This is a genomic window from Bacteroidota bacterium, assembly GCA_023957335.1.
GTDB lineage: Bacteria > Bacteroidota > Bacteroidia > NS11-12g > UBA955 > JALOAG01.
In genome coordinates this window covers 332,788-345,565 of the sequence record JAMLHC010000001.1, presented here as the reverse complement: position 1 = coordinate 345,565, position 12,778 = coordinate 332,788, and the positions used below count along the sequence as shown (strand labels likewise).

11 protein-coding genes are annotated in these 12,778 nt (G+C 37.8%); 9 read left to right on the top strand and 2 right to left on the bottom strand.

The features are described 5' to 3' along the window. The first annotated feature begins 91 nt into the window (after positions 1–91). Positions 92–1,633: a YifB family Mg chelatase-like AAA ATPase gene (locus tag M9892_01415; GenBank protein MCO5253008.1), complete on the top strand. Its 1,542-nt coding sequence runs from the start codon at positions 92–94 to the stop codon at positions 1,631–1,633. Between the two features lie 97 nt (positions 1,634–1,730). Continuing rightward, positions 1,731–2,147: a hypothetical protein gene (locus tag M9892_01410; GenBank protein MCO5253007.1), complete on the top strand. Its 417-nt coding sequence runs from the start codon at positions 1,731–1,733 to the stop codon at positions 2,145–2,147. Positions 2,148–2,284: 137 nt separating this feature from the next. Here the strand turns inward: M9892_01410 and obgE are convergent, their stop codons facing one another. Both obgE and M9892_01400 read right to left on the bottom strand, forming a co-directional pair. Then, positions 2,285–3,286, bottom strand: coding sequence for a GTPase ObgE (obgE, locus tag M9892_01405; GenBank protein MCO5253006.1), 1,002 nt, complete (start codon positions 3,284–3,286; stop codon positions 2,285–2,287). 38 nt (positions 3,287–3,324) lie between these two features. Beyond that, on the bottom strand, positions 3,325–3,912 hold the full coding sequence (locus tag M9892_01400; protein MCO5253005.1) for an adenylate kinase: 588 nt from the start codon (positions 3,910–3,912) through the stop codon (positions 3,325–3,327). Between the two features lie 95 nt (positions 3,913–4,007). Here M9892_01400 and M9892_01395 point away from each other — a divergent pair, with 95 nt between their 5' ends. The 7 genes from M9892_01395 (at position 4,008) to M9892_01365 (ending at position 12,713) form a co-directional block, all read left to right on the top strand. Beyond that, the gene (locus tag M9892_01395; GenBank protein ID MCO5253004.1) at positions 4,008–4,982 is read left to right on the top strand and encodes a polyprenyl synthetase family protein; all 975 of its coding nucleotides are present in this window, start codon (positions 4,008–4,010) and stop codon (positions 4,980–4,982) included. 123 nt (positions 4,983–5,105) lie between these two features. Next, positions 5,106–6,035 carry a DUF6089 family protein gene (locus tag M9892_01390; GenBank protein MCO5253003.1) on the top strand — a complete coding sequence of 310 codons (930 nt, stop codon included), beginning with the start codon at positions 5,106–5,108 and terminating at the stop codon, positions 6,033–6,035. After that, complete coding sequence (locus M9892_01385) at positions 6,032–6,874, top strand: DUF6089 family protein (protein ID MCO5253002.1); 843 nt, start codon at positions 6,032–6,034, stop codon at positions 6,872–6,874. The genes M9892_01390 and M9892_01385 overlap by 4 nt, the downstream gene beginning before the upstream one ends. A gap of 27 nt (positions 6,875–6,901) precedes the next feature. After that, positions 6,902–7,648: an isoprenyl transferase gene (locus M9892_01380; GenBank protein MCO5253001.1), complete on the top strand. Its 747-nt coding sequence runs from the start codon at positions 6,902–6,904 to the stop codon at positions 7,646–7,648. Continuing rightward, positions 7,638–10,169, top strand: coding sequence for an outer membrane protein assembly factor BamA (gene bamA / locus M9892_01375; GenBank protein MCO5253000.1), 2,532 nt, complete (start codon positions 7,638–7,640; stop codon positions 10,167–10,169). The genes M9892_01380 and bamA overlap by 11 nt, the downstream gene beginning before the upstream one ends. Before the next feature lie 40 nt (positions 10,170–10,209). Further along, on the top strand, positions 10,210–11,574 hold the full coding sequence (locus tag M9892_01370) for an O-antigen ligase family protein (protein MCO5252999.1): 1,365 nt from the start codon (positions 10,210–10,212) through the stop codon (positions 11,572–11,574). Then, complete coding sequence (locus M9892_01365) at positions 11,574–12,713, top strand: DegT/DnrJ/EryC1/StrS family aminotransferase (protein MCO5252998.1); 1,140 nt, start codon at positions 11,574–11,576, stop codon at positions 12,711–12,713. Before M9892_01370 ends, M9892_01365 begins: the two co-directional genes overlap by 1 nt. Positions 12,714–12,778 lie beyond the last annotated feature (65 nt).

The window sequence follows — 12,778 nt, the reverse complement described above, 5'->3', positions numbered from 1 at the left end:
CTTCCAAAATTCACATATTTTGACACGTGCAAATATTTTACTTCTTAATTTCATACTTTTCATTTGCTTATTCCTGCTATTTTTGTTCCCTATGCTGATAAAAACTTTTGGAGCTGCTGTTTATGGTGTCAATGCGGGTTTGATTACAGTAGAAGTAAATCTCGGTCAAGGTGTAGGCTATTTTCTTGTGGGTTTGCCCGATAATGCAGTCAAAGAAAGTCAATTAAGGATTGAAACTGCTTTTAAGAACTCAGGTTTGGAGATGCCGCGCAAAAAGGTGGTTATCAATATGGCACCCGCAGACCTCAAAAAAGAGGGTTCCGCATACGATCTCACAATAGCTGCTGCTCTGTTGGCTGCTTCCGAGCAAATTGTTGCGGACAGAATACCGGAGTATATCATCATGGGAGAACTCTCATTAGATGGGAGTCTTGTTCCTATCAAAGGAGTTTTACCCATAGCCATACAAGCTAAAAAAGAAGGTTTCAAAGGGTTTATACTTCCACAACAAAATGCAAAGGAAGCAGCTATTGTTAAAGGTTTGGAGGTATATGGAATGGAAAATATTTTGGATATCGTAGATTTCTTTAATAATGTAAAAGAGTTTGAACCCGCAATGGCTGATCCAAGGGGAGATTTTGCGAATCTAAATGAATCATTCGATGTTGATTTTGCTGATGTTCAAGGACAGGAGAATATCAAACGAGCAATGGAAATTTCGGCAGCCGGTGGACATAATATTATTTTAATTGGTCCTCCGGGTGCAGGCAAAACGATGTTGGCAAAAAGGCTGCCAACAATTTTGCCTCCAATGACGCTTCAGGAAGCATTAGAAACTACCAAAATACATTCTGTGGCAGGTAAGTTGGGTAGTCATGCATCACTGGTTGCCACACGCCCTTTTCGTTCGCCACACCATACAGTAAGCGATGTTGCGCTCGTGGGGGGAGGGAACATTCCGCAACCCGGTGAAATCTCACTCGCACATAATGGAGTACTTTTTTTAGATGAACTTCCCGAGTTTAAGAGAACCGTTCTTGAAGTTTTGAGACAACCTTTGGAAGAGCGCAGAATTACAATCAGCAGAGCCAGATTTACGGTCGAATATCCTTCGAGCTTTATGCTGGTAGCCAGTATGAACCCTTGCCCTTGCGGATATTACAATCATCCCGACAAAGACTGTGTTTGCGGACCGGGTGTGGTGCAACGATATTTGAGTAAGATTTCCGGTCCTTTGCTTGACCGAATTGATATCCATATTGAAGTTACTCCTGTTTCGTTTGAACAGCTTGCCAATCGTGACAAACCTTCTGAACACTCTAAGGATGTGAAACAAAGAGTGATGAAAGCACGTGAAATTCAGAAACAAAGGTATGCGGACCAAGAAGGAATTTATTGTAATGCACAGTTGCAATCTAACCGAATTCACGATGTATGTGCAATCCCAAAAGCTGGACAAGCTTTACTAAAAACGGCTATGGAAAGACTCAGTCTGTCAGCACGTGCTTATGATAGGATTCTGAAAGTGGCGCGTACTATTGCTGACCTGGCAGACAGCCCTGAGATTCGAGTGGAACACCTGGCGGAAGCCATTCAATACAGAAGCCTTGACCGTGAAAATTGGGCGGGATAATCTTGACGCTCATAGATGAAGAATATATACCCGTTGTTTTGACGTTTTTATTTGATTGGTTTTATTCATATTTGCACCACAAAATTTATATTATAAAATGAATACAGGATTTATACATCTACACAACCTTGTCGCTTGGATATTGGTAATTATTCTTATCGTTTCGGTAGTGCTTTTTCTAATTAACAATTCAGGTAAAAAACCTTTGAGCAAATTGCAAAATAACCTTAGGTTGTTTGCAGTAATTGTATCCGGTTTACAGTTGGTACTTGGTTTTGCATTGTATTTTATCCAAAATCGTATTCAAGGTATGTCGTCAATGTCGGTTCCCGAAATTAGGTTCTATTCTCTCGAACATCCGCTAATTATGCTCATTGGTATTGCTTTTATTCATATTGGAAGTGCTAAAATCAAAAAAGCACCTACTGAATTGAAAAACAAAAAAGGATTGATATATTTTGGAATTAGCTTGGTATTAATAATGAGCAGAATGCCTTGGGATAGATTGTTTTAATCTTACCCTACGGGTGTTTGTATCCTCCATTCCAATTAGGACACTACCAATACAGCCTGACAAGGCAAAGACAAGATAAATCGTAGCTATGATTGGAGTTGTTCCAAACACTTCAATGTGCCGTCAGCCTATATTGTTTATTGATTATCGTAAGACTGATTGATAGCCCTCCAAAGTAAATCTTTGAGTTCTTGAATGTTAATGCCTGCCAAAGAAGAGATGAATATGGGATTTAGTTTCTTTAACTTCGTTTTTAATTTTTTCAACTCTTGTTCTTCTAAAAGTTCACACTTACTTATGGCTATAACCCTTTGTTTGAGCAACATTTCGGGGTTGAATTTTTTGAGTTCATTGACAAGTACTTTGTATTCTTGTTGAATGTTTTCAGAATTTGCAGGAATAAGAAATAACAGCACCGCATTGCGTTCAATATGTCTGAGAAAGCGGTGTCCTAATCCTTTGCCTTCGCTTGCCCCTTCAATAATGCCGGGGATGTCAGCCACTACAAAAGATTGATAATCGTAGTATTTGACTACGCCAAGATTAGGGGTAATGGTAGTAAACGGATAGTCCGCGATTTCCGGTTTGGCGGCTGAGATAACTGACAGCAAAGTAGATTTTCCTGCGTTTGGAAATCCAACTAACCCAACGTCTGCCAGTACTTTTAATTCTAAAACAACAGCGCTTTCAATTCCTTGTTCACCGGGTTGGGCATATTGTGGAGCGCGGTTGGTTGAACTTTTGAAGTTTACATTGCCAAGTCCGCCTCTGCCTCCGGGCAATAACACGTGTTTTTGTTCGTCTTGAGTGATTTCACAGAGTATTTCACCGGTTTCTGCATCTTTAGCTATAGTGCCCAATGGTACTTCCAGAATTTCGTCCTTGCCGTCAGCACCTGTCCTCTGATTTTCTTCACCTGATTTTCCGTTTTCAGCAAAAACATGTTTACGGTATTTTAAATGCAATAAGGTCCACAAATTATTGTTCCCTTTCAAAATGATATGCCCGCCTCTGCCCCCGTTTCCACCGTCCGGACCTCCTTTGGGATTGCCTTTGGCGCGGTGAAAATGAGCACTCCCGCTACCGCCTTTGCCGGAGCGCATATAGATTTTTACATAGTCAATGAAATTTTCTGCCATGTTTATAATTGGGTGTCCGAGTATATAAAATAAAGGGGTTAAATAGAAGAGGAGAGAACAGATTGAATCTCTTTTGATAAGAGTTCGTATATTGTCTCAACAGAGCCTACGCCATTGATTTGCTTATACTTATTTTGTTTGTTGTAAAAATCAGCTGCCACAGCAGTCTGTTCATTATACACTCTGATTCTGTTGCGAATAATAAATTCGTCTGTATCATCAGTGCGACCACTGATTTTTCCTCTTTCGAGTAATCTTCGGGTAAGTTCGTCTTCGGGTACATCTAAGGACAGCATGAGGCTAATGCGTGTGTTCAGCGTAGATAAAAGCGAGTCTAAGGCTTCAGCCTGCGGCACAGTTCGGGGAAATCCATCAAAAATAAATCCTTTTGCATTTGGGAATTTGGACAATTCGCTCTTCAGCATGTTAATGGTAACCTCGTCAGGTACTAACTCACCTTTGTCAATGTATGATTTGGCAAGTTGTCCAAGTGCAGTTTCGTTTTTGATGTTGAAACGAAAAATATCTCCCGTACTTAAATGTACCAAACCAAATGTGTCAACTAATTTAGCAGATTGAGTGCCTTTGCCAGCCCCCGGAGGACCAAATAATACAATATTTAACATGAACTTTTTAATGAGGCACAAAAATAAAATTAAAATCTGAAATACCATGCTTTATTGCAAACAGTTGTATTTTAGCAGCCCGAAAGTAACGCAGCGTGGCAGACATTTTAAAAGATATAAAATATGAGTTAAAAGATCAGTTTGCCGGTTTTGAGTCAACCTTTTCCAAAGGTGTAAAAACCAAAGTTTCCTTACTCGATACAATTCTTAATTATATTGTTAAGCGCAAGGGCAAACAAATTAGGCCTGTTATGGTATTGTTGACAGCCGGCAGTTGCGGAACTATCAATGAAAAAACATATAGAGGAGCTTCCTTGGTTGAATTATTACATACTGCTACGCTTGTCCATGATGATGTTGTAGATGAAAGTTATAAGCGAAGAGGTTTCTTTTCTATCAATGCACTTTGGAAAAATAAAATTGCTGTGCTTGTAGGAGATTTTCTATTAGCACGGGGGTTAATTATGGCTGTTGAAAACAAAGATTTTGAAATGCTCAATATCGTTTCAGATGCCATGAAGCGTATGGCAGAAGGAGAATTGCTGCAGTTGGAAAAAGCGCGTAAACTTGATATTAAAGAAGCCGACTATTATCAAATAATCTCAAATAAAACTGCTTCATTGTTTGCCTCATGCTGTGCTATGGGTGCTGCCAGTGTTTCTGATTCTACAGAATTGGTAGAAGCGATGAGAAATTTTGGAGAAAATGCCGGTATGGCTTTTCAAATTAAAGATGATCTTTTTGATTTTAATGATGACAACTCAGGCAAACCTAAAGCTGTTGATATTAAAGACCGGAAAATGACCTTGCCTTTAATTTATTCGCTCAATAATGCTGAACCTAAACGTAAAAAGGAAATTATCAGGATTTTTAAATCTAAAAAAATCAGTACTGAACAGATTCAAGAAGTAGTTTCATTTATCGTAAATTCGGGAGGTGCAGAATATGCACGTAAAGTAATGAATGAGTATAAACAAAAAGCTATGCGAGATCTTGAAATACTACAAGATAGTAGGCACAAAGAACATTTAATTGCTGTCTTAAACTACATAATTGAACGTAAAAACTAAGTAGGAGTTTCGTCCACTGTACAGAATAGCCTAATGGCAACAATTCCAGCCAAAATAATTTCTTATTTATTACGTTAAAGGTGTAAATTCGCGCGTCTTAAATTCAGCTATTAATAAAGAAACATGAAACGAAATTTTACCTCCATTTTTTATTTTTGTTCACTTGGTGTTGCAATGTTTTTGAGTGAGCACGTCTTTGCACAGAATCCGATTCCTTCCAAAAGAGAAACGGCTTTAGATTTCGGAATTTTTATTGGTGGCTCTAATTATACCGGAGAATTGACCAAATCATTTATGCCTGTTATTGGAGAAACTCATCTTGCAGGCGGAGCTATGATAAGATACAATTTGACCCCGAGTATCAGTCTTAGAGCTGTTGCCATGTACATGCGAATTAGCGGAGATGATAAGAACTTCAATGACGATGCATTCAGAAGAAGAAGAAATTTGAATTTCAGGTCTAATATCTTTGAATTCTCAGGCGGATTTGAGTGGAATTTGATGGGTTGGCAGCAAACACGAACACACTTAGCATCTACACCCTATCTTTTTGGTTCTATTGCAGTATTTAAATTTAATCCTCTCACACAGTTTTATTATCATCAAGGCTTGCCAAATCAAGATCCAAGTTTGTCATCCAGAGATGGAAATTGGGTTGAGTTGCAACCACTTTCTACAGAAGCACAAGAAACGACCAAGAATAATGGAGCCAAAAGATATTCACTTACACAAGTAAGCATCCCGTTTGGAGCAGGATACAAATTTCAATTGAGCGACTATTGGACAGCCGGTTTTGAAATAGGTGTGCGAAAAACATTTACGGATTATCTAGACGATATTTCTACCAAATATTGGGATCCAATTATTGTCGGTGGTGCTGGTGGCTATATGTCCAAAGCCTTGTTTGACAGATCGTATGAAGTAGGCGAAAAGCCATTTTTGGAGGATGATTCAAGAGGAAACAATAGGACAAAAGATTGGTATATGTTCGCAGGGATTAATATTACCTATAGAATACTTGGCGGGAAAGTTCCTTGCTTTAATTTTGAATGATAAGAAGGAATTCCAAATACCTGATACTTTCCATACTGTTGTCGTTCAATCTTTCTACTCAGGCACAGCGGTTTTTTGCAGGTAAAATGGAATTCGGAGTTATGTTTGGAGGCTCAAACTACCATGGAGACTTAGCCAAAGAAATAGTTTTTTCTGAAACACACCCCATGTTTGGTGCCTATTTTCAACGCAATTACAATGAATGGGTTTCTCTACGCTATCAGTTTTCCTATGCTAAAATTTCCGGTTCGGATAAGAATTTCGTTGCTTATACCCAGCGAAATTTGAGCTTTTATTCTAATATTTATGAAGCCGGAGTTGTGGCAGAATTTAATTTTAACCCTTTTGGGCTAAGCCCAAATATGAAGTCATTCTCACCTTATATGCTTACCGGCTTAAGTGTTTTTCGTTTTGATCCCAAAACAAAATATAATAATGAAGTGGTTTCATTACGAGATTTAGGAACAGAAGGTCAAGGCTTGGATGGGAAAAAAAAGTACAGTCTGATTCAACCGGCACTGCCGATAGGTTTTGGTCTTAAATGGAAACAAAGCCAAAATTTGGTTGTTGGATTTGAATTAGGTTTCAGAAAAACATGGACGGATTATTTGGATGACGTAAAGGGAGAATATCCTTCTTATAATAAAACACTTGCAGATAAGGGACAATTAGCCGCAATGATGTCACACAGGTACAAGGAAGGCTCCGATATCAATTTTACTGCTCCGGATAGAATGATGAGAGGAGATCCGCATCTGAATGATTGGTTCTTTTTTATAAACTTTAGAATAGGGTATAAATTTGGTAGCGTACCTTGTGCAAACGATAAATCATTTTAATATAAATTCGCCAGCCTTTACACAATCTTGGAACATACAGAAATTGATATAGAAAAAGTCCCTCAACATGTTGCCCTTATTATGGATGGTAATGGTAGATGGGCAAAAAGAAAAGGTTTGTCAAGATTGATAGGACATGAATATGGAGTAGGGTCTGTACGTGAAATTGTAGAAGCTGCAGCCAAAATCGGAATTAAATACTTGACACTCTATACTTTTTCAAAGGAGAATTGGAATAGACCGGTATTAGAAGTTAGTGGGTTAATGAGTCTGCTTGTAAAAACCATTCGAAAAGAAATTAAGACCTTGACAGAAAATGAGATACGCCTTCAAATTATTGGAGATGTCTCAGAACTTGCATCAGAAGTGCGGGCTCAACTTAACGAGGCTGTTGTCAATACTCAAACCCATTCAGGAATAACAGTTATTTTGGCAATCAATTACAGTGCAAAATGGGATATAACCAAGGCGATAAGAAATATTTCAGAAAAAGTGAAGTCAAATGAAATTAGTTCCGAACAGATAGATGAACATTTGATTGCCCAATCCCTCAGTACTGCCCAATTCCCGGAGCCTGAACTTATTATTAGAACTGGTGGTGAACAAAGAATCAGTAATTTTCTCCTTTGGGAATCAGCCTATTCTGAGTTTTATTTTACTCCGATATTTTGGCCTGATTTTAAAAAAGAGCATTTTTATCAAGCAATTTTAGATTATCAAAATAGAGAAAGAAGGTTCGGAAAAACCAGTGAACAGTTAGTGAATGAAAAATAAGAAAATTTATATCTACATTCTTTTTGCACTCTTTACAATAAGAGGGGTCTATGGGCAGAAAGACAGTGCACAACTATTGAATTTTGATTTTTCAGCTCAAAAAGAAATAGTCATAAACAATATAGTAGTAGAGGGCAATGTGTTTGTTGAAACCTCATTGATTGTTGTCTATTCAAACTTATCTTTAGGTCAGAAAATCAAGATTCCGGGACCCAAGGTCAGCGATATCATAACCAATCTATGGCGACAAGAACTTTTTTCAGATGTAAAAGTATATGTCCAAACGATTCACGATGACACCGCTAATATTATTATTTGGGTTAAAGAAAGACCTCGATTATCTAAGTTTACGTTCCCGGGATTGAAAAGGTCGGAAGCCCGAAATGTCCGAGATGAAATTTCGCTCAAAGGAAACATGATTATTAATGAAGACCTCATTAATAAAACCACGCGTGAGATTAAGCAGTTTTATTATGAAAAAGGATATTTTAGTGCAAATGTTCGCATAGAATCTATACCCGATAAAGATAAAAGTAATGCGAATATTTTCAGAATATATATTGATAAGGGTCAGAAAGTAAAACTTTATGACTTTGAATTTGTTGGAAACATTGCATTGACAGACGCGCAACTCAGAAAAAGTTTTAAAAACACCAAACGTAGAAAAAACAAAATCAATATTTTCAAATCTGCTAAGTTTATAGAAGATGATTATGAAATGGATAAGCTGGATTTGATTAAACTCTATCATTCAAAAGGATTCAGAGATATGCAAATTGAAACTGATTCCGTCATTAAGATTAGTGACAATAGGGTTGTCGTTAAAATGCACATTAAGGAGGGAATACAATATTATTTTAGAAATATCACCTTCTCGGGCAATACCGTTTTTTCTGATGAAATACTTTCGAGAGTCTTAGGAATCGAAAGTGGCGATGTGTACAACCAATCAAGATTTGATGAAAAGCTGTATGCAAGCCCTGATGGATATGATGTTCAAGGACTATATATGGATGATGGTTACTTGTTTTTCAACGCTGTCCCTTTGGAAATCAATGTAGAAGGAGATTCAATAGATGTAGAGATTAAGATTCAGGAAGGGGAGCAAGCAACCCTAAGAAACATGATAGTTCGAGGTAACTACAAAACCAGCGACCATGTGATTATCAGAGAATTAAGAACACGTCCCGGTCAGAAATTTTCACGTTCTGATATTCAACGTACTGTGCGTGAGTTATCATCAATGGGCTTGTTTGATCCTCAACAGATTAATGTAGTGCCCAAACCCAATCCTGCTGATGGTACGGTGGATATAGAATATACGGTTGTGGAGAAAGCCTCAGACCAGATTGAATTGTCAGGAGGAATTGGACCCGGTTATGGCGGACAAAGTGCCCAATTTGTGGGTACTTTAGGTTTGGTTTTGAATAATTTTTCATCAAAAAAAATGCTGAACCCTAAGCTTTGGAATCCTATTCCTGTAGGTGATGGGCAAAAATTATCGTTGAGAGGACAAAGCAGCGGATTCTTTCAAGCCTATAATTTTTCATTTACTGAACCTTGGTTAGGTGGACGCAAGCCAAATTCGTTTACTACGAGTGTGTTTCACTCAATTTATAATTTTAACGGTCGCCCCAAAAGCGATCCTGCAAGACAATCCATGATGACCACAGGAGCTAGTGTTTCCTTGGCTAAACGATTGAAATGGCCGGATGATAACTTTTCTATTATGTATTCTATGACTTATCAGCGTTATAAAATTCAGAACGGAAAAGACTTTTTTGAAGTCATCGAAAATGGCAAATCAAGAACTCTTGAATTTCAGACGGCTTTGTCTCGAAATGCGTTAGAGGGCGGGTTTATCTTCCCTACAGGAGGGAGCAATGTGTCGTTGTCGCTTGCATTTACACCGCCTTTCTCACTTCTTTCATCTAAGGATTGGACGAATGCTACTAACGAAGAAAAATACAAATGGGTTGAATATCATAAATGGAAATTTGACGCTGAATGGTATTTAAAACCTTTTAATAAAACAAAATTTGTTTTGATGGCAAGATCGCGTTTTGGGGTTATGGGCAGTTATAACCCGCTTATTGGATTATCTCCCTTTGAGAGATTCGTGGTGGGAGGAAGCGGATTGTCAGGTTTTACATTTTATGGCACCGAAATAGTGTCACAAAGAGGCTATGATGAAGGAGAAATTTCTACCGCAGCCTCCGGTTATCGCAATATTGGAGGTACAATTTTTAGTAAACAAACGCTTGAATTACGATATCCTATTACGGATAATCCGAATGCAACAATCTATGTTTTATCATTTTTGGAAGCAGGTAATGCTTGGGTAAATTTTAAAAATTTCAATCCTTTTGATTTGCGTAGAGCAGGTGGGGTAGGATTGCGACTGTTTTTGCCGATGTTTGGATTGATTGGGGTTGATTATGGATATGGATTTGATTGGAAACAAGTGAATCCCGGAGATAAGCCGGGCCGCTTCCACTTCTATTTGGGACAGCAGTTCTAAGCCTTGTTATGACTTCAAATAGTTTTATACCTTCGCAACCGTGCAGCAACTTCTCAAAGAAGCCAAAGGATTACTATTACTGAGCAAGGAAATTATCCTGCAGCTTATTCTGATTCTCTTATCATCATTTGCCGGAAGTATTGTAGCTTCACTTGTTGTTTTGGGTGTTATTGGGTGGAATCTAACAAAAAACAGACTTGGTGACGCTTTCATACTTTTTCTTATAATTCTGTTGTTTTCGGATAGTGTAATGCCAATGTTTCTCAATGCCGGTAACGCGAAGGAGTTTGTGTCTATTTTGCTTTTCTTATATGTGATGACAAAGACTAAAAATCCCATTAAGAACTCGTTCATTAATTATTTCTGGGCATATCTGTTTATTGCATTATTAGGACTTATACTTGTCAATTTTGATTTCTTGGGTTTCCAAAAGTTGATTTCCTATGGACTCATGATTGTTATAGTACCTGCTGTATTATTGCATGTGTTGAACCGTCCAGGAGGTGCTTCATTCTTGAGAAAGTTACTCTTTATGTTTGTGGCACTTTATGCAATCAGTATTGTAATGTCTAGGATTAACCCCGAAGGATTTGCGCATTTTGGCAGGTTTAATGGAATACATCGTAACCCCAATGGTGTCGGGATTTTCTCAGCTCTTTTTATTATGAATATTGTGTTGGTAAAAGATAAGTTTCCAAAACTATTTTCTGCCAAGATGTATTGGTTGTTTATTGGGGTTTTTATTTTTACGGTCTTGTTGAGCGCGTCAAGAAGTGCATTGATGGCATTAGTAATATTTTTTCTCTTTAGGACTATTAAGGTTAAGTTTTTTGCGGGTTTTGTTATTGCGCTTGTGATTGCATCCGGTTATGCTGTAATTACTGCTTGGTTTGAAACACTTATTATAGATTTTGGTTTGCAATCCGAGTTTCGACTTGATACTATTTCCTATGCATCGGGCAGGATTTATGTGTGGGATGCTTGTTGGCGAGAAATTCAAAGCCACTATTGGCTGGGATATGGTTTTACCTATGCAGAGTATTCTCATTGGGACAAAAAATGGTATGCCGAGATTCCTATGTTGATTCACAACTACGGAAATATTCATAATTCATATCTTACTATCTGGCTCAATACAGGCCTCTTAGGCTTAGTTTCTTTCTTGTCAGGGGTAATTTACCTTGTCTTTAGAGCACAGAAAAAATCTCCTTCCATTGCACCCTTGTTTTTTGGAGCGGTAGTTATTGGAATTTTTGAAAGTTTTATGGTGGCATCGCTAAACCCTTATACATGGCAACTGTGGTTCGGTTTTGTTATAGCGGCATTTACTCCCAATAAATTAGTGAAGAGAACCAAAATATCGGACAGTACAATACCTTTGCCAACTCAAAAATTGCTAAAATAATGAAACCCATTTCTATGGTTGATCTTCATGGTCAATATCTCAAAATTAAAGAAGAAGTACTCTCAGGGATTGAAGCTGTTATAGACTCTTCGTCTTTTATCAATGGAGCCGAAGTAAAACATTTTGCTAATGAACTGGGCAAATATTTGCATGTGAATCATGTAATTCCTTGTGCCAATGGAACGGATGCACTGCAAATTGCCTTGATGGCACTTGAGTTAGAACCTGATGATGAAGTTATTATACCCTCTTTTAACTATGTTGCACTGGCAGAAGTTGTAAAATTGCTTGGATTAAAGCCTGTTTATGCAGATGTACATCCGCATTATTATACGATTGACCCTCATTCCGTAAGAGAAAAGATTACAGCCAAAACTAAAGTGATTGCTCCTGTTCACCTGTTTGGACAATGTGCACCTATGGAAGAGTTGATTCAGATTGCTAAAGAATTTAACTTGTTTGTCATAGAAGATAATGCCCAAGCTATTGGCGCAGATTATACTTTTAAGGATGGTTCAACCCAAAAGGCAGGAACAATCGGACATATTGGAACAACCTCTTTTTTCCCTTCAAAAAATCTTGGATGTTATGGTGACGGAGGCGCTCTTGTCACACAAGATGCAATATTGGGGGCTAAGTTGCAATGTATTGCCAACCACGGACAAAAAGTAAAGTATATTCATGACATGGTGGGTGTGAACTCAAGATTAGATACTATTCAGGCGGCAATATTGTTGGCAAAACTTCCACATCTGGATGAATACAATGCAGCAAGAAACAAAGTAGCCACATATTATGACAATGCTTTTAAAGAGTTTAGTCCTACGATTGAATTACCTGCCAGAGCAAGTTATTCAACTCATGTCTTTCATCAATATACTTTGGTTTTAAATGGGATAGACAGAGAAAGTTTCAAATCTTTTTTAGCGTCCAAGAATATCCCATCCATGGTTTATTATCCAATCCCTATTCATAGACAGAATGCTTATAAAACAGAAGATGTAATTCCTATTTCTGAACACTTAGCACAAAATGTCGTTTCATTACCGATCAGTACCGAGATGGACGAAGACCAGCTAAAATATATTGTGGAGAATATTCAATCTTTTGTAAAACAAGAGAGTTCTGCAAGCAAATAATCAAAGACAACAATTCTTGTTTATCCAATTGTTTGCAAGGTGTATTCTTGGATAAAGAAAATTTT

Excerpts from the sequence above, each read along its gene's own strand:
- M9892_01415 (MCO5253008.1), top strand. The coding sequence starts at position 92 with ATGCTGATAAAAACTTTTGGAGCTGCTGTTTATGGTGTCAATGCGGGT.
- M9892_01410 (MCO5253007.1), top strand. The coding sequence starts at position 1,731 with ATGAATACAGGATTTATACATCTACACAACCTTGTCGCTTGGATATTG.
- obgE (MCO5253006.1), bottom strand. The coding sequence starts at position 3,286 with ATGGCAGAAAATTTCATTGACTATGTAAAAATCTATATGCGCTCCGGC.
- M9892_01400 (MCO5253005.1), bottom strand. The coding sequence starts at position 3,912 with ATGTTAAATATTGTATTATTTGGTCCTCCGGGGGCTGGCAAAGGCACT.
- M9892_01390 (MCO5253003.1), top strand. The coding sequence starts at position 5,106 with ATGAAACGAAATTTTACCTCCATTTTTTATTTTTGTTCACTTGGTGTT.
- M9892_01385 (MCO5253002.1), top strand. The coding sequence starts at position 6,032 with ATGATAAGAAGGAATTCCAAATACCTGATACTTTCCATACTGTTGTCG.
- bamA (MCO5253000.1), top strand. The coding sequence starts at position 7,638 with ATGAAAAATAAGAAAATTTATATCTACATTCTTTTTGCACTCTTTACA.
- M9892_01365 (MCO5252998.1), top strand. The coding sequence starts at position 11,574 with ATGAAACCCATTTCTATGGTTGATCTTCATGGTCAATATCTCAAAATT.